At 67.9% G+C, this 19,290-nt stretch carries 10 protein-coding genes and 3 riboswitches; of the genes, 6 read left to right on the top strand and 4 right to left on the bottom strand.

The window, feature by feature from the left end; translation table 11 throughout:
• Nucleotides 1-46 precede the first annotated feature (46 nt).
• The 3 genes from CSW64_RS11205 to cobW form a co-directional block, all read right to left on the bottom strand.
• Nucleotides 47-1,999, bottom strand: a complete 1,953-nt coding sequence (locus CSW64_RS11205) for a TonB-dependent receptor plug domain-containing protein (protein ID WP_099622186.1) — start codon at nucleotides 1,997-1,999, stop codon at nucleotides 47-49.
• A gap of 197 nt (nucleotides 2,000-2,196) precedes the next feature.
• Nucleotides 2,197-2,416: riboswitch (cobalamin riboswitch) on the bottom strand.
• Between the two features lie 29 nt (nucleotides 2,417-2,445).
• Nucleotides 2,446-6,204 (bottom strand): cobaltochelatase subunit CobN, encoded by a 3,759-nt coding sequence (cobN, locus tag CSW64_RS11200; protein ID WP_099622185.1) that lies wholly within the window; start codon nucleotides 6,202-6,204, stop codon nucleotides 2,446-2,448.
• Entirely contained in the window at nucleotides 6,204-7,241 is a 1,038-nt protein-coding gene (cobW, locus tag CSW64_RS11195) for a cobalamin biosynthesis protein CobW (protein ID WP_099622184.1), read from the bottom strand. The genes cobN and cobW overlap by 1 nt, the downstream gene beginning before the upstream one ends.
• 91 nt (nucleotides 7,242-7,332) lie before the next feature.
• Nucleotides 7,333-7,531, bottom strand: a riboswitch (cobalamin riboswitch).
• A gap of 76 nt (nucleotides 7,532-7,607) precedes the next feature.
• A riboswitch (cobalamin riboswitch) is annotated at nucleotides 7,608-7,823 on the top strand.
• 114 nt (nucleotides 7,824-7,937) lie between these two features.
• Between cobW and CSW64_RS11190 the strand changes: the two genes are divergently transcribed.
• Both CSW64_RS11190 and CSW64_RS11185 read left to right on the top strand, forming a co-directional pair.
• A complete protein-coding gene (locus CSW64_RS11190; protein WP_099622183.1) occupies nucleotides 7,938-8,354 on the top strand; it encodes a DUF1636 domain-containing protein in 417 nt (138 codons plus the stop codon).
• A gap of 163 nt (nucleotides 8,355-8,517) precedes the next feature.
• On the top strand, nucleotides 8,518-10,146 hold the full coding sequence (locus CSW64_RS11185; RefSeq protein WP_099622182.1) for an ABC-F family ATP-binding cassette domain-containing protein: 1,629 nt from the start codon (nucleotides 8,518-8,520) through the stop codon (nucleotides 10,144-10,146).
• 90 nt (nucleotides 10,147-10,236) lie between these two features.
• Here the strand turns inward: CSW64_RS11185 and CSW64_RS22400 are convergent, their stop codons facing one another.
• Nucleotides 10,237-10,875 (bottom strand): Ig-like domain-containing protein, encoded by a 639-nt coding sequence (locus tag CSW64_RS22400; protein WP_172448522.1) that lies wholly within the window; start codon nucleotides 10,873-10,875, stop codon nucleotides 10,237-10,239.
• Between the two features lie 365 nt (nucleotides 10,876-11,240).
• Here CSW64_RS22400 and CSW64_RS11175 point away from each other — a divergent pair, with 365 nt between their 5' ends.
• The 4 genes from CSW64_RS11175 (at nucleotide 11,241) to CSW64_RS11165 (ending at nucleotide 19,287) form a co-directional block, all read left to right on the top strand.
• The gene (locus CSW64_RS11175) at nucleotides 11,241-17,684 is read left to right on the top strand and encodes an RHS repeat-associated core domain-containing protein (protein WP_216361273.1); all 6,444 of its coding nucleotides are present in this window, start codon (nucleotides 11,241-11,243) and stop codon (nucleotides 17,682-17,684) included.
• Nucleotides 17,681-18,046 (top strand): hypothetical protein, encoded by a 366-nt coding sequence (locus tag CSW64_RS21780; protein ID WP_150131379.1) that lies wholly within the window; start codon nucleotides 17,681-17,683, stop codon nucleotides 18,044-18,046. The genes CSW64_RS11175 and CSW64_RS21780 overlap by 4 nt, the downstream gene beginning before the upstream one ends.
• A 374-nt stretch (nucleotides 18,047-18,420) precedes the next feature.
• Nucleotides 18,421-18,891 carry a hypothetical protein gene (locus tag CSW64_RS11170; RefSeq protein WP_099622179.1) on the top strand — a complete coding sequence of 157 codons (471 nt, stop codon included), beginning with the start codon at nucleotides 18,421-18,423 and terminating at the stop codon, nucleotides 18,889-18,891.
• 204 nt (nucleotides 18,892-19,095) lie between these two features.
• Nucleotides 19,096-19,287 carry an RHS repeat domain-containing protein gene (locus tag CSW64_RS11165; protein WP_216361272.1) on the top strand — a complete coding sequence of 64 codons (192 nt, stop codon included), beginning with the start codon at nucleotides 19,096-19,098 and terminating at the stop codon, nucleotides 19,285-19,287.
• The last annotated feature ends 3 nt before the right edge of the window (nucleotides 19,288-19,290 follow it).

Raw genomic sequence — 19,290 nt, 5'->3', positions numbered from 1 at the left:
CTGAAAGAAGGGGCCCCTCACGCCCCGTCGTTTCGCGACGGCCATGTCAGAACCGATAGCTCAGGCTGATGTAGGCCGTGCGCGGCATGCCCAGACGGCGGAACAGGAAGCGGGTCGCCGGGCTGGAGCCGCGCAGGACGGCGGAGCTGACCGACGTCGCGTAGTCCTCGTCCAGCGCATTCTCCAGCCGCAGGTTGAGGCGCGTGCGCCTGGCGTCGCCGTCGACGTACCAGTGACCGGACAGGTCGAAGACCGTGTAGTCGCCGTAGGGCTGGACGCCGAAGCCGGTGACCGGCGTCTCCGTCTGGCCGACGTATTTCGCCGCCGCCGTCACGCCGTACGGGCGGCCTGCCGGGGCCCAGTTCAACGTCAGCTTGCCCGAATGCTCAGGCCGGCCGGCGATCTGCAGTCCGGTCGTGCGGTTGCGCTCGCGACTGTAGCTGTACGCGGCGGTGTAGCTGAAGTCCTCGCCGAGCTGGCCGCGCACGACCAGTTCGCCGCCCGAGACCTTCGTCTTGCCGTCGATGTTGACGTAGACGCTGTCAAACCCGGGCGGCGGATTGACCGTGCTGGTGGTGATCAGGTTCTTCACGTCTCGCCAGTAGGCCGTGACCTGCCAGGTCAGCGGCCAGGCGGTGTTCAGGCGTCCGCCGAGGCCGGCGTTGAAGTTCAGGCTCTCCTCGGGCTCCAGGTTCGGGTTGCCATGCGCGCAGCAGGGATCGATCCCATAGAGCTTTTCGGCGTCCGGCAGCAGGAACGAGGTCCCTCCCGAGGCTTCGACATAGAGGTCGTCGGTCAGGTCGTAGACGCCCGAGGCGCTCCAGACGACGGTCTCGGCGCCGGACGCCTTGTTGTAGCGCAGGCCCGCGGTCAGTCGGGCGCGATCGGAAAAGGCCTCGTTCGTGCGGACCTGGCCGTAGAGGGCGTGGACCTGCTCGGTCTCGCCCTCGATCAGCAGGACCTCGTCGCGGCCCTTGTAGTTCTGGAAATCGTAGCCGACGTCGACGTCCGCCAGCCGCATCTGGAACCGCGCCAGTCCGCTGACGCCGAAATCCTTGTAGCCCCAGTACTTCGACGGGTTGGGCTTGGTGTAATAGTCGGTGTCCCACTGATGATAGTAGGACTTGATGAAGAACTGCGGCCCGCTGTCCGGCGTGTAGTCGAGGCGGACGATGCCGATCTGTTCGTCGCGATCGTTGACCGAGACGCCGTTCTGGCTCGGATAATCCAGCGCCGCGCTGGTGCGGATGTAGGTCAGCATCAGCGACAGGTCGTCGGTGAAGTCGTAGCCGTACTTCACGCCGCCGCTCAGTACGTCGTAGCCGCGCTTCTTGTCGGTCAGGTTCGGCTGGTAGGCGTCAAAGATCTCGTAGCCATCGCTCTTATCCTTCGAAAGCCAGGCGACGAGCTTGTGGCCACCGAAGCTGTCACTGATCGCGCCGTTCAGGTGCAGGCCGTCGTTGGTGTCGGCCCCGGCGCTGAGCGAGCCGGCCAGATCGGCGCTGAACGGCCGGGTGACGACGTTGATCACCCCCGCCGAAGCCTGGGTTCCGTACAGCACGCCGTGGCCGCCCTTGAGCACTTCAATGCGGTCGACCATGGCCGCGGGCAGGGTGTCGGCCGGACTGGTCGAGTTGTAGAGGCGGTTGTTGATCCGAACGCCGTCGACGGTCCACAGCACGTCGCTGGACCGGGACCCCTGCAGCGACAGGTTCACATAGCTGAACGGCCCGGCCTGGGTGGTCATGAAGGCGCCAGGGACGAGCAGTTCGACGGCCTGGGACACGTCGACGAAGCCGCCGTCGCGAATCTGTTCGGCCGTCACAACCTCGACGTCGTAGCCATGGTCGGCGAGCAGGCGGGGGAGGGTCTCTTCAAGGCTCTGGCCGGTGACGACCAGCTCGGAGACCGAGGGCGCGAACGTCGTTTCGGCCAGGGCGGCGGCGGGGACAAGGGAAAGCGCCGCGGCGAGGGCGGCGTGGGAGATCGTTCGGGACACAGACGGTCCTCCGGCTCACGTCCAACTGACATGGCGGAGAGCGTCCTCCGGCGGCCTCGCGGGAAGCCGTCCAGCGGTCGACGCGCCGGCAGGCGCAGGACGCAGCGAAGCGCCCGGCCGGACCGGTCGATGCGGCTCTCCGCCGCTCGTCGTCGCTCAGACGGAGTTCCGCGCCTGGACCATCCCCTGGACCCGGGCAAGAGCGACCCGCGCCGGCCGGTCTCCTGGCTTGCGGATCAACGCGTGACGCGCGGCCTTCCCAGGGCGAACCCCAGTGGCTGCAATCCAGACGGCCTGGACCACGATGCGCATCACGCTAGCCGCTCACAGTTGCAGGGACAGCCTCGGACCTGGAGCGAGGCTCCTCACCGATGTTCCCGTAGAGCCCTCTCGGGCGCCGGCGCGATGTCAGGAAATGCGTATTTCAGCACCCCCTGGGTTCGGCCTTAGCCGCAATCGGCCGACCCGCCAAGGCCCTTGTTCGCCATGGCTGCCAGGCGAAGACGCTCGCCGGCGCTGTTGCTGCGCGGTTTCCAGAGCCCGCGCGCGACGGCTTCGCTCAGCCGTTCGGCGATGTCCCGGAGGGCGTCGGGGTTGGCCTGTTCGAGGAAGGCGCGGACAGTCGCGTCCTCGATGAAGGCGGCTTCGACCAGGTCGAAATGATGCGGCTTCACCAGGCCCGTGGCGGCGGCGAAGGCGAACAGGAAGTCGACCCCGGCCGCGATCTCGGCCCCTCCGCGATAGCCGTGCCGCATGACCCCCGCGATCCATTTGGGGTTCACGAGCCGGGCGCGCAGAACCCGGGCGATCTCGTCCTCGAGCGTGCGGATCACGGGTCGTTCGGGGCGCGAATGATCGTTGTGATAGGTCGTCGGCGCCTGGCCCCTGACGGCCGCCACGGCGGCGGCGAGGCCGCCTTCGAACTGGTAGTAGTCGTCGCTGTCGAGCAGGTCGTGCTCGCGGTTGTCCTGATTCTGGATCACGGCCTCGACGTACGACAACCGCCGCTCCAACTCTCCGCGCACGGGCGCGCCGTCCAGGCCTAGGCCGTAGCCGAACGCGCCCCAGACCAGGAAGGCTTCGGCCAGGTCGGAGCGTGTCTCCCAGGCGCCCTCGTCGATCAGGGCCTGCAGACCGGCGCCATAGGCTCCTGGCATGGAGCCGAAGACGCGCAGCCCCGCAAACCGTTCGGCCGCCTCCGGCGCCTGCCCCGCGGCCAGCCGGTCGGCGACCTCGCGGCGGAAACGGGCGGCGGCGGGGTTGTCCTCCTCGGCCTCGTCCAGGGCCTGGACGGCGCGGGCGGCGCTGGCGACCAGGTCGATCTGGTCCGGGAAGGCGTCTCGAAAGAAGCCCGAGATGCGCAGCGTGACATCCACGCGCGGCCGGCCGAGCAGGGCGATCGGCAGAACCTCGAAGCCGGTCACGCGCCCCGTGGAGCCTTCCCAAGTCGGGCGAGCGCCCATCAACGCCAGCGCCTGGGCGATGTCGTCGCCGCCGGTGCGCATGTTGGCCGTTCCCCAGGCGGAGAGCGCGACGGCGCGCGGCCAGTCACCGGTGCGCTGCAGATGGTCCTCGACCAGCATCTGCGCGGAGGCCCACCCGAGCCGCCAGGCCGCCGGAGTCGGCACGGCGCGGGTGTCGACGGCGTAGAAGTTTCGCCCGGTCGGCAGGACCTCCGGCCGGCCCCGTGTCGGAGCGCCCGAGGGGCCTGGGGCGACGAACTGGCCGGCGAGACCCGCGAGCAGGGCGGCGATCTCCGCCGGGCCGCAGGCGTCGACCGCCGGGGCGATCTGCGTCTTGACGGCCGTCATGACCGCCCTGGTTCGCGTCCAGCCGTCGTCACACGAGCGTTCTCCGGCGATCAGCGCCGAGGCGAGCGCTTCCAACCGCTCGAGCGTGTCTCCCGTCGTCCGCCAAGGTTGCGCATCGATGTCGGCCAGGACGGACGGGCGTGCGCCCGTCCATCGCGCTCCGAGGTCCGCAGCCAGGGGATCGAAGCCGAGCCCGAGATCATCCGCCAGCGTCCGCAGCAACGAGGCGTCGCCATCGTTTCCCAAGCGCCGCGGCGCGCGGACGAGCGCCGTCAGCAGATCGGTTCTCAGTCGGCCCTCCGGCGAGACGCCGAACACATGCAGACCATCTCGTATCTGCAGTTCCTTCAGATCACACAGATAGTTGTCGAGCTTAGTTAAGGCCTGATCGGTGTCCGTCAGATCCAGCCCGGCATCGATGTCCAGGCCCTGGCCGCCGGCAAGCGCCAGGATTTCCTCCCGCAGGCCGGAAAGGCGGCGGGGATCCAGCCCGGCGGCGTCGTAGTACTCGTCGACCAGCGTCTCGAGCGCCCGCAGCGGGCCGTAGCTGCCGGCTCGCGTGAGCGGCGGCGTCAGGTGGTCGACGATCACCGCGCCGATCCGCCGCTTCGCCTGACAGCCTTCGCCCGGGTCGTTGACGATGAACGGGTAGAGCTGCGGGATCGGCCCGGCGATCGCCTTGGGAAAACAGCCCGCCGAGAGCGCCAGGGCCTTGCCCGGCAGCCACTCCAGATTCCCGTGCTTGCCCAGGTGTACCATCGCCTGGACGCCGAACGACCGTCGCAGCCAGGCGTAGAAGGCGAGATACCCGTGCGGCGGAGGCAGGTCCGGATCGTGATAGCTGCCCTTGGGATCGATATTGTAGCCGCGCGCCGGCTGCACGCCGACCACGACGCTTCCAAATCTATGCAAAGGAAGCTGGAAGCCACTGATTTCTCTATCAAAGAACGGATCATTTTCAGGCTTTCCCCAGCGCGTCGTGACGGCGTCTCGCGCTTCGGTCGGCAAGGCCGCGACCACCGCCTCGTACTCGGTGAGAGATAGGGCGACGCCGCCGACGCCGCGCCGCGTGTTGGTCGCGCCGGCCCGCAGCCGCTCGAACAGGGCCTGGCCATCGAGCGGAGCGTCGGCAAGGTCGTAGCCCTGCGCCGACATGCCGGCGAGCACGACCGCGGCGCTGGCCGCCGTGTCGAGGCCGACGCCGTTGCCGATCCGCGCGTCACGGTTGGGGTAGTTGGCCAGGATCATCGCCACCCGCCGCTCGCCCGCGGGCGTCCGCGCCAGGTCGGCCCAGGCCTTGGCAAGGTCGCAGGCGAAGGCGACCTGCTCGTCGTCGGCCTGGTGGGCGACGATCGAGCACTGGGTGCGCGGGTCGAAGCGCTGCTCGGCCTTGAAGGCCACGGCGCCGGCGAAGATCCGCCCGTCCACCTCGGGCAGGGCGATGTTCATAGCCAGATCGCGCGAGCCCAGGCCGCGGCCGCTGGCCGCCCAGACCTCCCGGCTGACGCCTGCGAACACTAGCTGCAGCACCGGTGCGCCCGGCCGGTCCAGCACGCCGCCGCCGCGCGCCTGGCCCGGCGCGCTGGTGGCGAAGGCGGTGACGTTCAGCACCACGTCGGGCCGTTCCGTCGCGAACAGGCTGTCGAGCAGGCCGACCGCGAACGGGCTCTTCAGGCTGCGGACATGGACGGGCAGGGGATTGAGCCCCCGCGCCGCCAAGGCCTCGATCACCGCGTCGATCGCCGCCGTGGCGCCCGAGGTGACCAGGGCGCGGTAGAACACCACCGCCGCCACCGGCGCGCCACCAGTCCAGCGCGCCCGGATGGTCTCGATGTCGGCCTGGGCCGTGCCCGGCCAGTAGAGGCCCGCTTCCAGGATCGGCGCGGCCTCCCGCCAGGCGCAGGCGTGACCGATCCGGTCGGCGACATGCAGCAGCAGATTGCGCCCGTTGACCTCGCCGCCCTCGCGCAGATAGCCGTCCAGCCGACGGAGCGTAACGGCGTCGACCGTGGACGCCCGCAGGCCGTCCTCGCCGTCCGGCTGCTCTTCCAGCAGAGCCGCCAGGGGGACGCCCCGTTCGCGGCAGACCCGGGTCACCTCGTCCAAGCCATAGGGCCAGTAGGCGCGGCCGCCGAGCAGCCGCACGATCACGAACCTGGCCTTGGCGACCACGGCCTCCACATGCAGGTCCACCGAGTAGGGGTGGCGCAACGCCATCAGGTTGGCGAGCCGAACAGTCGGGAAGTCGTCCGGCAGGCCGGCGACCGCCTGCGACAGGCAGGCCAGGTCGGTGTCGTTGCTCGACAGTACGACGATGTCGCCCGCCGTCTGGCCGAGATCGACCGCCTCCTCGCCGTCGAGGACAGCGCCCGGCTGGAGGGCGAGCAGATGCACTAGGCGAGCGCCGCCTGGATCGCCGGTGCGATGACGGCCTGGTCCAGGCCCTTCTCGCCGATCACGACCAGGCTCGTCGCACGCACCTCGCCGTCGCGCCACGGGCGGTCGAAGTAGGCCTGGATGCGCGGCCCCACCGCCTGGACGATCAGCCGGGCCGGCTTGCCGGCGACGGCGACCACGCCCTTCAGGCGCAGGATGTCATGCGCGGCGATCAGGGGCTCCAGGGCGGCGACCAGGGCCTCGGGCCCCGCCACCGCGTCGCCCCGGACGACGAAACTGTCGAAATCGTCGTGGTCGTGGCCGTCGGCCATGTCGTCATGGTGCGAACGGCGGCTGTTCAGGTCGTCCTCGGCGGCGACGCCCAGGCCGAGCAGAACCGAGGGATCGACCCCGCCCATGGCCGCATGGATGATCTTCGCGCCCGGACGCAGGTCCGCGCGGATCGCGGCCTCCGCGGCGGCCAGCCCAGCCGCGTCGACCAGGTCGGTCTTGTTCAGGATCACCAGGTCGGCGCAGGCGACCTGCTCCTCGAACAGCTCTTCCAGCGGCGTCTCGTGATCCAGCGTCGGGTCCTCGGCCCGCGCCTTGGCCAGCGCGTCCTCGTCGGGCGCGAAACGGCCGCGGGCGACGGCGTCGGCGTCGATCAGGGCGATGACGCCGTCCACGGTGGCGCGGGTCCGCACGTCCGGCCAGGTGAAGGCCTTCACCAGCGGCTTGGGCAGGGCCAGGCCGCTGGTTTCGACCAGGATATGCTCCGGCGGATTGGGCCGGTCGATCAGCTTGCGCATCATCGGCAGGAAGTCGTCGGCCACCGTGCAGCAGATGCAGCCGTTGGCCAGCTCGACGATGTCCTCGTCCTCGCAGTTTTCGATGCCGCAGCCGCGCAGGATCTCGCCGTCGATGCCGACATCGCCGAACTCGTTGACCACCACGGCGATGCGGCGGCCATTCACGTTCTCCAGGAGGTGGCGGATCAAGGTGGTCTTGCCCGCGCCCAGGAAGCCGGTCACCACGGTCGTCGGAATTCTGCTCATGCCGTTCCTCGTTGATCGGGCGTGAGCATGACGGCGCGCGGCGACGCCCCGCGGCGTCGGCGATCTGGCCGTCAGGCGCCCGCCGCACCTGCGTCGTCTGTCCGTCGGGGTCGGTCTCCTGGCTTACGCTCTCCCGGTCCGGCGCCTTCCCAGGACGATGTCCCAGTGGCCTGATGCCGATCCAATCGACGAGCGATCACAGTTGCGGGGGCAGCCGCGGATTGGGCCCGTAGGCCTCACCGCGTTCCCGGAGAGCTTGCGCCCTCCATACCTCGACAAGGCAGCGATAGGCCGTCGCGACCCGAGCGGTCAATGCTCTTGGCGGGACGTGCGGACTGGACTAAGGGGCGGGGCAGGGGCGGCGCGCCGTCCCTGATCGCGCCGGCGCCCGAGAGGGCTCTACGGGAACACGGTGAGGGCGTCCGCCCGAAACCGAGGCTGTCCCTGCAACTGTGAGCGGCGAGCGCGATGCGCAGCGTGACCCGGCCCGCCGGGTCGCAGCCACTGGAGTCCGCTCCGGGAAGGCCGCGCATCGCGTGACGACCCGCGAGCCAGGAGACCGGCCGGCGCGGGTCGCTCTTGCCCGGGCCCAGGGGATGGCCATGGCGCGGACACCCGTCTGAGCGACGACCTGCGGCCTGCGCCGCGTCGACCGACTGCGCATTCGCGCAGCCGCCGCTGAACGGGGGAGGGCGTATGTCCCTGCTGACCAGGAGCGCCGACGGGCCGGGCCTCGTCGTATGCTCGACATGCCGCTTCGGGCCGGACGCCTACGAGGACGCCGAGGGCGTACGGGGCGGCGCCCGGCTGCTGGAGGCGCTGCTCGCGGCCAAGGACGCGGACTCGTCGCTGGCCGACCTGGCGATCGAGCCCATGCCCTGCCTGTTCGCCTGTTCCAGCTACTGCACCATCCATCTGCGGGCGCCGGGGAAGATCGGCTACGTCCTGGGGAGGTTCGAGCCGACGATCGACGCCGCCACGGCCATTCTGGAGTACGCCCGTCGCTACATGGCCAGCGACGAGGGCGTGGTGCCTTATCGCGACTGGCCGGAGGGGGTGAAAGGCCATTTCATCGTCCGCACGCCGCCGACGGGTCATGTCGTGGGCTCATAAGACCTCAGGATGGGCGGGCTTCGGGCAGATCATGCCGCGGCTTCGGACATCATGGCTGGGCGCGGGCGGCGCCGTGCTGGGATGACGGCCTGATTGTCGCACCTGCAATGGGCGGAGCTCCAAGGCTGGCGTTCCAACGCCGCCCGGGCTAGCAGACCGCCCCATGATCCGCCTCGACAACATCTCCAAGCAGAACGGCCACCAGATCCTGTTCATCGAAGCCTCGATGGGCATACAGAAGGGCGAAAAGGTCGGGCTCGTCGGCCCGAACGGCGCCGGCAAGACGACGCTGTTTCGCATGATCACCGCCCAGGAACAGCCCGACGACGGTCTGGTCGTGATCGATCCGGGCATGAGGATCGGCTACTTCAGCCAGGACGTCGGCGAGATGTCGGGACAGAGCGCGGTCGCCGCGGTGATGGACGGCGTCGGCCCCGTCAGCGCGCTGGCCGCCGAAATGGCCACGCTCGAAGCGGCTATGGTCGACCCGGACCAAGCCGACCAGCTGGACGCCGTCATGGAGCGCTATGGCGAGGTGCTGGAGCGCTTCCAGGAACTGGATGGCTACGCCCTTGAAGCGCGGGCGCGCGAGGTGCTGGCCGGCCTGAGCTTCAGCCAGGAGCGCATGGACGGCGATGTCGGCATGCTGTCCGGCGGTTGGAAGATGCGCGTGGCGCTGGCTCGCATCCTGCTGATGCGGCCCGACGGCATGCTGCTCGACGAGCCCAGCAACCACCTCGACCTGGAAAGCCTGATCTGGCTGGAGGCTTTCCTGAAGAACTACGAGGGCGCGCTGCTGATGACCTCGCACGACCGCGCCTTCATGAACCGCATCATCGGCAAGGTGGTGGAGATCGACGCCGGCTCGCTCATCACCTACTCCGGCGATCTCGACTTCTACGACCAACAGCGCGCGCTCACGGAGCAGCAGCGCCAGGCGCAGTACGAGCGTCAGCAGGCGATGCTGGCCAAGGAAATCAAGTTCATCGAGAAGTTCAAGGCGCGCGCCTCGCACGCCGCCCAGGTCCAGAGTCGGGTGAAGAAGCTCGACAAGATCGAACGCGTGGAGGCCCCGCGCCGACGCCAGTCGGTGCAGTTCGAGTTCCAGAGTCCGCCGCGGTCGGGCGAAGACGTGATCAGCCTGCGCAACGTCCACAAGGGCTATGGCGCCCAGCCGATCTATGAAGGGCTCGATTTCCTGGTGCGCCGCAAGGAGCGCTGGTGCGTCCTGGGGGCCAACGGCGCCGGGAAATCGACGCTGCTGAAACTCGTGGCCGGCGCCACCGCGCCTGACCAGGGCGTGGTCAACATCGGCGCCAGCGTCAAGACGGGCTATTTCGCCCAGCACTCCATGGACCTGCTCGACGGCGAGGAAACCATCTTCGAATCTCTGGAGGGCTCGTTTCCGCAGGCGGGCCAGGGCGCGCTGCGCACCCTGGCGGGATGCTTCGGCTTCTCCGGCGACGATGTCGAGAAGCCCTGCCGCGTCCTCTCAGGCGGCGAGAAGGCGCGGCTGGTGATGGCCAAGATGCTGTTCGACCCGCCAAACCTGCTCGTGCTCGACGAGCCGACCAACCACCTCGACATGGTGACCAAGGAGATGCTGGTCGCGGCTCTGGCGAACTTCGAGGGCACGATGCTCTTCGTCTCGCACGACCGCCACTTCCTGGCGGCTCTGTCGAACCGCGTGCTGGAGCTGACGCCCGAGGGAGCCCACCAGTACGGCGGCGGCTACACGGAGTACGTCACCCGAACGGGCCAGGAAGCGCCGGGACTGCACCCGGGAGGGTAACGGCGCCTTTTCCCGCGCCGTTCGGCAGGTTCCGGAGAAGCTCCGGGAGCATCCTATCGTCAGAATGACAGGGCGCGCGGTCGATACGCCCTAGCACTCCGCGCAGTGCTGAACGGTTCGCTCGATGGTGACGGTGGCCGTGCTCGTGTGCCCCTGCCCATCCGATATGGTGTAGGTGAACGTCGTCTGCCCGTTCTGGATTCCTGAAACGCGGACGAACGTCCCGCCGCCCTGGATGCTCGCGGACGGCGTCCCGTCCGGATCGGTAACGCTGATGATCGTCAGCGGATCGCCGTCGGGATCGGTGTCGTTCGCGCGCACATACACGTCCTCGGTCCAGTCGCCGTACCCCAGAGGCAGCTCGAGATAGACGTAGTCGGCGACCGCCGTCGGCGCTCCGTTCGGGGGCGGCGGAGGCGGTGGAGGCGGCGGCGGTGGAGGCGGAGGCGGAGGCGGCGGCGGGGGAGGCGGCGGCGGAGGGGGAGGCGGCGGCGACAGCGGCGGCAACGTCGGTGTGCCGGCGCCGGTCACGATCTCCTTGCGGTTGCCGGCCGCGTCGTATCGATACTCGACCGCCACGCCGTTGGAGTAGATCGCCTTCCAGAGCCGTCCGGCGGCGTCATAGACGTACTGCACGTCGGCGCGGGCCGGCGTGGGGGCGGAGGCGGCCGACGCGACCATCGTGGTCGCGCACGCATAGGCGAACATGCGCGGCGTTAGCGTGCCCACGGAACTAGCGTCCCCGGCGAGCGGGCTGGATCGCCGTCGTGAGCAGCAGGACGTCGACGACGCCTTCGCTACGGCGGACTTTTCCTAGGGACGGCGCGAGCGCCGCTTGCGCCCGCATGGGCATTGCCGTCGTCGCCAAGCGCTTCCCCCGGATGCGAAAATACTCTGACCTTCATATCGAACGGGCCTTCCATATCGGTCAAGCGCCAGTCTAGGTTGATCGCGACAAAAGTGTTCGGGGGACCATGCGTCAGTTGGTGATGGCTCGCGTTGGGCTGCGTGCTGCGTTGCGCCTGTGGTTCCGGGCCATACCTGGACGACTGCGGAACCCGGGGATTGGCGTCGCCTTGGCCCTGGCGGCCGGAGTGGCGCTGCTATCCCCCGGCGAGGCCTTCAGCCAGACGCCGCCTGCGGGCAGCGGCGCGCTGGCGGGGATGCGTTTCTATGACGCCGAGCAGCTGTCCCCGGCCGCAGCGAAGGCCGCCTACTACGATGGCGCCACGAGCGCGACGACCTACAACTGGGCGTCCGCCAAGCCGATCGAGATCACGGCGACCGCGGCGGCGCTCGAAAACGACCCTCAGAAGATCTTCCTTTTCGTCAAGAACCATGTCCGCTACGAGCCTCGGTTCGGGGCGCAGAAGGGCGCGCTTGGCGCGATCATCGATCGCTCCGGCACGGCGTTCGATCAGGCGCAACTGCTGGTCGAACTGTTGCGGGCGGCGGGGATCACCGCCAGCTATCAGGTCGGGACGATCACCCTGACCGGCGCGCAGTTCAACGACTGGCTGGGACTGACCGACCCGGCGGCGGCGCGGCAGTTTCTGGCCAACGGCGGCATTCCCGCGACGGTGACCGGCACGGGGACGATCAGCCAGGTCGAGATGGGCCATGCCTGGGTCAGCGCCGTGATCGGCGGCGCGACCGTGACGCTGGATCCGTCCTACAAGGCCATGGATCGCTGGACGCAGATCAATGTCGCGACCGAGGCGGGTCTGTCGCCTTCGAGCTTCGTCGCCACCGCGGCGACCCCGACGGGCTCGGGAACCGAGAGCGGCGTGGCCTATGTCACCGGCGTCAATCTGACTGGGGCCGAGAGCGCGCTCAACAGCACCGCCAACACCCTGCTGACCAAGCTCAAGACCACCTACAAGGACAAGCGTTCCGAGGAGATCATGGGCGGCGAGCGTATCCGCCCCGCCGCCGATCCCTGGGCCACGCCCACCACTGGGGTGCTCGCCGCGAGTTGGGGCGGCTACACCGGCGGCCTGCCCGACAAGTTCCGCACGAAGCTGACCGTCGAGGCCGGAAACTGCCGCGTCGACCTGTTCGTCGACGAGATCTACGGCAAGCGGCTCGTCTACCACACCGCAGATACCTGGGAGTACGGGCCGCCGTCGAACACCCATTCCGTTGGAGGGCAGGGCTTCTCGCTGCAGGGGCCGCTCCCCGCCGGCGCCAGTTCCGGCTGCCTTCTCACGCCGGCCGTCCCTGGGGTGAGGATCTCAGCCAACCTTCCCTACGCCGCGCGCCAGGGCGGCGCCGGCGCCTATGGAACCTGGATGGACCGGGTGTCGACCAAGGAGGTCGACAGCGGCGTCGACGTCATCATCGCCCACGGCTGGGGCGACACCAGCTCGGAGCTCCAGGCGCGGGTCAACGACGACTTCTACGCCGGCGAGACCGGTCGGGGCGGCAGCTTCACCGGTCAGCCGCTCATGCCGCCGGGCGCCGAATACTGGGGGCCTCCATACGGCTCGCAACCGACGCAATCAGAGAAGCTGAAGGGGCGCCTCTACAGCGCCTGGCTGGCGCAGATGACGCGCGGCGTTCAGCTCGTCGAGGGCGCGTCCAACACCCTGGTGCAGCACCACTACACTATCGGCGTCGCCTACACGCAGATCCAGCATCAGGTTCATGACGTCAACAACAACGACCAGCACGACGCCGGCGAAATGATCCTCGCCAGCACGGTCGTGGACGAGGCGGTGCGGCTGGATCTCGACTCCGGCTTCAGCACCACCAGCCTTGCCGGGGTCGCCGTCGACAAGACCGCCGCGCGCCACACCATCGCGGCCCTGGGCGGCATGCTGGAAGGCAGCCTGTTCGAACAGCAGACCGACGCCGTCGAGACCGCGAGCACGGCGCAGCGCTTCGGCTGGGGCCAGGAAAACCTGGCCGGCAGCATCCGCTATCACCGGCTGCTGCCCGGCGGGGCGACCGTCGCGCAGTACCGCGAAGGACTGGTCTCCTACAAAGGCGTCGCCTGCACCGGCCAGGCCACCGCCAACCAGGCCTACACCGTGATCCAGGCCAACGACCGGTACCTGGGTCCGGGCAGCGTCGTGTCGCGCTCCGCCGGGAGCATGAACGGCATGTACCCAACGGGGAACCGCGCGGCCGAAGGCGACGACTTCATGCACCGGGGCTGCGCCTGGGTGGCGTTCAATGGCGACGGCAGCGAGATCGCCCATGTGGTGACCTCGGTCGCCCGCGCCCTGAAGGGCGGCGGCGGCACGGCGTCGGCGCGGGAGGAGGCCCAGCGCACGGCGCCGATGCAGGGCGACCTGCTGAAGGACGAGTTCAAGGACCGCTCGAACCTCGAGGGCGTCGACCTGCGCACCGGCGCCTACACCTACCGGCCTGCGCCGGACCTGGTGGTCGGCCAGGGCGAGTTCCCCTACGCGCTGTCCTTCCAGCGCATCTACCAGAACGGCGGCGAGAGCTGTCCCAAATGTCTGCGCGGCGGCTGGACCCACAACTTCGACATCCGGGCGACCTCGTCCGGCGGCGGCCTCGAGGCGATGGGCGGCACGACGCCGCTGTCGCTGGCCGCGCCGATGGTGGCGATCAAGGCGGCGTTCGAGGTCTACAAGGCGGACGCCCAGTCCGCGCCCCACCAGCTCGCCGGCCTCGGCGTGATGCGCTGGCTCTCGCGGCATCTGACGAACAACGTCGTCACCGTGCGCCAGGGCGCGTCGTCCGAGACCTTCGTCCGCGTCGCCGACGGCACGCTGGCGGCCGCGCCGTCATCGCAATCGAAGCTGGTGCAGACCGGTCAGCGTCGCGCCGAGGAGTACACCCAGTACGCACGCTCGAGCACCTGGATCTATGATCAGGTGTCCTATGTCCTGACCCAGGGAGGGGGCGACCAGATCGCCTTCGGCTGGAAGGTCTGGAACCCCAACGGCCGGCGCGGCGCGGACGACGGCAACGACTACGAGGCCGTGAAGGGCCACGAGCAGGGCTTCTTCGCCAACAGCTGGACCTTCCCCACGGGCGTTGCGCTCACCTTCACCTACTGCACCGACCTCAACATCCAGTACGGCGGCCACGGAAGCGATCCGCTGATCAGTTCCTACTTCCCCGCCTGCGCGGACAAGCTGAAGCGGGTGTCGAGCAATCTGGGCGTCTGGATCGACATCAACCGGATGGACGCCAAGAGCTCGGACGGCCGCTCGACGACGGTGGTCGAGGACTATCTTCGCAATCCGGACGGCAGCTACCGCTGGAACTATCCGGTGGCCAAGAGCTTCGTCGACGCCGCCGGCCAGACCTGGACCTACAGGTGGGAGTTCGACTTCGCGGCCCGCCCGTCTCCCTGGCCCCGGCTCATGGCCGTGACCGAGCCCGGCAGGACCACGCCGCAGTTCGAGCTGGCCTACGACAAGCTCGGCCGTGTGCGGACCTGGCGGGACGCGGACTCGCTGGCCCAGGGCGCCGGCGGACCGGCCTACACCTACTATGCGCCGGGCATGGGGTTCGGCGCTCGGAAGGACCCGCTGAACGGCGTCGTCCGCATCAGCTACGACACTGACGATCGGGCGATCGCCCAGGCCGATGAGCTGGGCCGGACCACCTACACCACCTACGACGCTCGCGGGCGGGTGGCCACGCGGCTGCTGCCGTGGCTGGAGCGCCAGGAGTTCGCCTACGACGACCGCAACAACGTCGTCGAGAAGCGGCGGATCTCGAATGGCGCGCCCGACCCCTGGTGGCGTCAGACCATCATCCTCAAGGCGCAGTACCACCCGACCTGGAACAAGCCGGTCAAGGTGACCCTGCCGGTCATCGCCTGGGACTCGTCGGAGCGTGACTACGACTACAGCTACAACGCCCAGGGGCTGGTCCAGACGGTGACCGAGCCACAGGTCCTCGACGGCGTCTCCAATGTCGCGAGCCGCCCGATCTGGACCATGACCTACGACGCCTTCGGCCGGCCGGCGACCGCGACCGACCCGACGGGACGGCGCAGCAGCACGGCCTACGGCCAGAACGGTCAGCCGGCCTTCTGCAAGACCTCGACGACAGAGGCCTCGCAGGCCGGCGGCCTGAACCTGACCTCGACCTTCGCCTGCGACGCGCGCGGCGATGTGACGTCGGCCGCCGACCCCCGCGGCAATGTGAGCACGACCAGCTACGACGCGCTGCGCCGCAAGACCGAGACCCTCGGGCCGGCGGGAACCGGCATCCGGACGCAGTGGTCCTATGACGTGGTCGGCAGGGTGCTTGAGCAGCGGGCGTGGGACGCGACGGCCGGAGTATGGCGGACCAGCGCGACCGCCTATTCGCCGGCCGGCCGGGCGCTGGCGGCGACCGATCCGTCCGGCGACATCGTCCGGACCTGCTACGACCTCGCCGGGCGCGAGACGATCAAGGTCGACCCGGAGGGCCGGGCGACACGGACCAGCTACAACCTGGCCGGCGAGCCGACGCTGGTCGAGCGCTGGTTCCGGGCCAGCGTGACGGATCCCTCGTGCGCCCTGACCGCGGAGCTTCCGGCGGGCCAGACCACGCACGCCTGGCGATCCTACGGCTACATGGCCAGCGGCCTGATCGCGAGCGAGAGCGACGCGCGCGGCAACGCCACGACCTTCCAGTACGACGGCCTGGGCCGGAAAATGGCCACGACCTATCCCGATCCGGACGGCGCCGGCCCGCTGCCCGCTCCGGTCGAGACGGTGTTCCACAATCAACGCGGCCAGCTCCAGTACGTCCAGCACAGGAAGCACGCCGGCGACGATCGGTGGACGATCATGGTCTACGATCCCGCCGGCCGGCTATCCTATCAACGGGAGCAGGACGACCCGACGACCGCGTCCCCTGTCGGCCGCCTGTCGCGCAACACCTATGACCTCGCCGGGCGGCGGGTGTTCAAGGACGTATCGCAGCAGACGACCGCGGGAGTGTTCGACGTCGCCCTGATCCGCGACGTGCGGATCTACAGCTACGACCCCGCCGGGCGGGTGACGAACGACCTGTTCTATCCCGAGAACCAGACCAGCGGCGGGCCGTGGTTCCAGTTCGTCTACGGCTACGACGCGGCCGGCAACCGGACCTCGGTCCAGTGGCCGGACGGCTGGACGGCGACCTATGGCTTCGACGCCGCCAACCGGATGGCGACAGTGAGCTTCACCGGCGGCTCCGGAACCTGGACCTACGACAGCCAGTCGCGGCCGACCCACTTCGCCCGCTCGAACGGGACCGGCACGGCCTACGGCTACGAGCCGGACAGCGACCTGCAACAGGTGACCCACACATTCGCGGCCGGTTCGCCGCTGAACGCGCCGCTGACCTACACGCGGGACAAGGCGGGGCTAATCCTCTACCGGGCCAACCCGGCGGCCTACGACTGGACGCCGACCCTGGGCTACGCCCGAACCTACGGCGCGGCCAACGCGCTGAACCAGCTGGCCTCGGAAGCGGGCGCGAGCCTGGCCTTCGACGGCCGGGGGAACATGACCTCGGACGGCGACTGGACCTTCGCCTACGACATGCGCAACCGCCTGCGCGGCGCGACCAAGCCCGGGACGACCGCGACCTACGAGTACGACGGCGACGACCGGCGGACCAAGAAGACGGTCAACGGCGTCGTCACCCGGATGCTGTGGTCGGGCCAGGACGAGCTGGCCGAGGCCGATGCGGCGGGGAACATCCTGCGCCGCTATGTGCCGGGCGCGTCGGTGGACACGCCGCTGGCGACGGTGACGCCGGCGGGAACGGTGACCTGGCTGCACGCCGACGGCCAGGGCTCGATCATCAACAGCTCCAACAGCGCGGGCGCGGCCGGAACGCCGGTGACCTACAGCCCCTACGGCGAGATGAGCGGCGCGCTGCCGGCCAATGTCCCGTTCGGCTACACGGGCCGCTACCACGATGCGGAGACGGGCCTCTGGTACTACCGCGCCCGCTACTACCACCCGCGCCTGGGCCAGTTCCTGCAGGTCGATCCGGTCGGGACCAAGGACGATCCGAACCTGACGCTCTACGTGGGCGCGGATCCGGTGAACAAGAATGATCCGACGGGGAAGCAGGCAATGGGCTTCGAAATCGGGCAAGATCGTCGTGCAAAGAAGGAAGTGACGGACGGCGTAGAGGGCAATGGTGCGCCGACTCCGCCGCCACCTCCGTTAGTTACGGTAAGTGGGGGGACGGCGGCACAGCGCGCCTTAGTGGTTTCCGAAACCAACAAGGGCTTTTCTACTGAAAGGGGAAAGGAATTGGCCAAAATAATGCGAGACAGAGACATTACAAGACAAATAATTCTCGCCCCAGGAAGCCGAAAAAATGAAACAGATATAGGAACTGGAAATATAAAAATTGATCCGACATCAGTAGTTTCGGTTCCAACCACCACTGGAATGCAAGATACTCCTATGACCGTTGTTATAATGCACGAAATCGGCCACAGCGTGACTGGAATGACCGACGAAGGCCCATACATGCAGAACATTAGGCATAATGAGAACCCAATTCGGAAGGAGCTAGGGCTACCGGAGAGGACGGGTTCAGGCGGGAGCGTTAGATGATCAGGCGCGAGATGCTCCTCGGATGCGTGGTTGTTATGATCTCCGGCTGCGAACGCAGCGGCCCGTCCCTGGCCCAACGGCAGCACCTGAGATCGCTGGATATCGCGCAGGCCGAGAGCGACGCCCGACATGCAGCGAGCAGGGGGGACTATGCCCTACTAGGTATCGGGGGCGTTGGCACATATGTCCCCGGGATTCCCGATGGCATGAGGTTGGACTACCTATCCCCCTCAGATGTAAGGATTATCCATGGAACATCTGATATGATTTCGGATGATGAGCATAGAGCCCTTCAGAACAAGGCCAGAAATTACGCAAAGAGATACAACGAGACGATGGTAACGCTGAGAAGAAGATCATAGGCCCGATCACATTTTAGAAATTTCGCAATATCACCACCAAGACGGACATATAGAAAATTATAGAAGAATATTTTCCACATCAAAAAATTGGAACGATTTTGTCACCATTGCCTCCAGCGGATTCAATATTTACTGACACCCCAAGATCCCTGGATATAGATTGGAAATGCTGTGATCGATATTGAACGACCGAGAAGATGCACTATTGAGCCGGCACTAGCTTAGCATCTACGGGTATCGCGCCTAAAAGGGGCGCCTTTTCAGGCGCTCGTACTCAATAGTTGCCGCCCCTTCGACCCCGCCCGTCACGACATGAAGGGCCCGATTGCGCCCAGGGCAATAGTCCCTAAACGACGCTCGGCCACAACTGCCATATGGACGAGATGACACCACCAAAGACCATCGGCCTCACGGTCGCCGCAGCAGCCGTTCTGGCCTTCTCAGTTCTCTTGGAGGGAGCCAACAGCGGCGACATCTCGAAGCCTGCGGGCTTCCTTGTCTATCTGTCTGCAAGCGGAATCCTCGGCGTCGCCTCAGTAACCTATGTTGTGACGCTGCGGCTGCCGCGGTCGCCGATGTCGGACTACGAGGCTGACCTCCTGAGCGCGAACAGCAGGGCCATGGCCTGGACCGCCAGCGTCGGCTGGCTAACCCTTCAGGCCCTAGGCTTGGTTCTAGCCTTCAATCTATGCCTGCGAGCGGGATGGGCCGCAGTCGGTCTGCTGACAGGCATTCTCTTCATGCTCGTCGTCCTAGGTGCGTTGACGCTCATATTCGAGACGCCGGTAAAGGCGCGACACGGCCTGCGTCTTCTACGGCCCTATTTTCCGCTTCGGCGCGACTGACATGATTTGGGCATGAGCCATTGAGAAGCGAGACTTGGCTTCGGTTGTGCGCCGCTGCTGCGACTTCGCCCCAGCCCGCCCTCCGCCGAACCAAGCCCGCCCGACAGCTGACGCCCAGGCATCGGCCGAAGCGGCTGGCCGAAAGCCCCTTGTCTTCGCTCCCTGGTTGATTAGGCTGGCCTGCAGGTCAGTGGGAGTGGGGCGATGCTTCGGGGCTTGATGGCGGCGACAGCGGTGATGCTGAGCGTCGCGGGGGGAGGCGCGTCCGCGGCGACGGTCACCTATACCTATGACGACCTGGGGCGGCTGAAGACCGTGACCTATTCGACCGGCGTCACGATCACCTACAGCTACGACGACAACGGAAACCGCACCGCCACGGTGACCACCACCTAGGCG

This window comes from Caulobacter mirabilis, from assembly GCF_002749615.1.
Classification (GTDB): domain Bacteria; phylum Pseudomonadota; class Alphaproteobacteria; order Caulobacterales; family Caulobacteraceae; genus Caulobacter; species Caulobacter mirabilis.
This window is presented reverse-complemented; position numbering and strand designations above follow the sequence as displayed.

Bases quoted from the DNA above. Each gene is read 5' to 3' on its own strand.
- cobW (WP_099622184.1), bottom strand. From the start codon at position 7,241: ATGAGCAGAATTCCGACGACCGTGGTGACCGGCTTCCTGGGCGCGGGC.
- CSW64_RS11190 (WP_099622183.1), top strand. From the start codon at position 7,938: ATGTCCCTGCTGACCAGGAGCGCCGACGGGCCGGGCCTCGTCGTATGC.
- CSW64_RS11185 (WP_099622182.1), top strand. From the start codon at position 8,518: ATGATCCGCCTCGACAACATCTCCAAGCAGAACGGCCACCAGATCCTG.
- CSW64_RS21780 (WP_150131379.1), top strand. From the start codon at position 17,681: ATGATCAGGCGCGAGATGCTCCTCGGATGCGTGGTTGTTATGATCTCC.
- CSW64_RS11170 (WP_099622179.1), top strand. From the start codon at position 18,421: ATGGACGAGATGACACCACCAAAGACCATCGGCCTCACGGTCGCCGCA.
- CSW64_RS11165 (WP_216361272.1), top strand. From the start codon at position 19,096: ATGCTTCGGGGCTTGATGGCGGCGACAGCGGTGATGCTGAGCGTCGCG.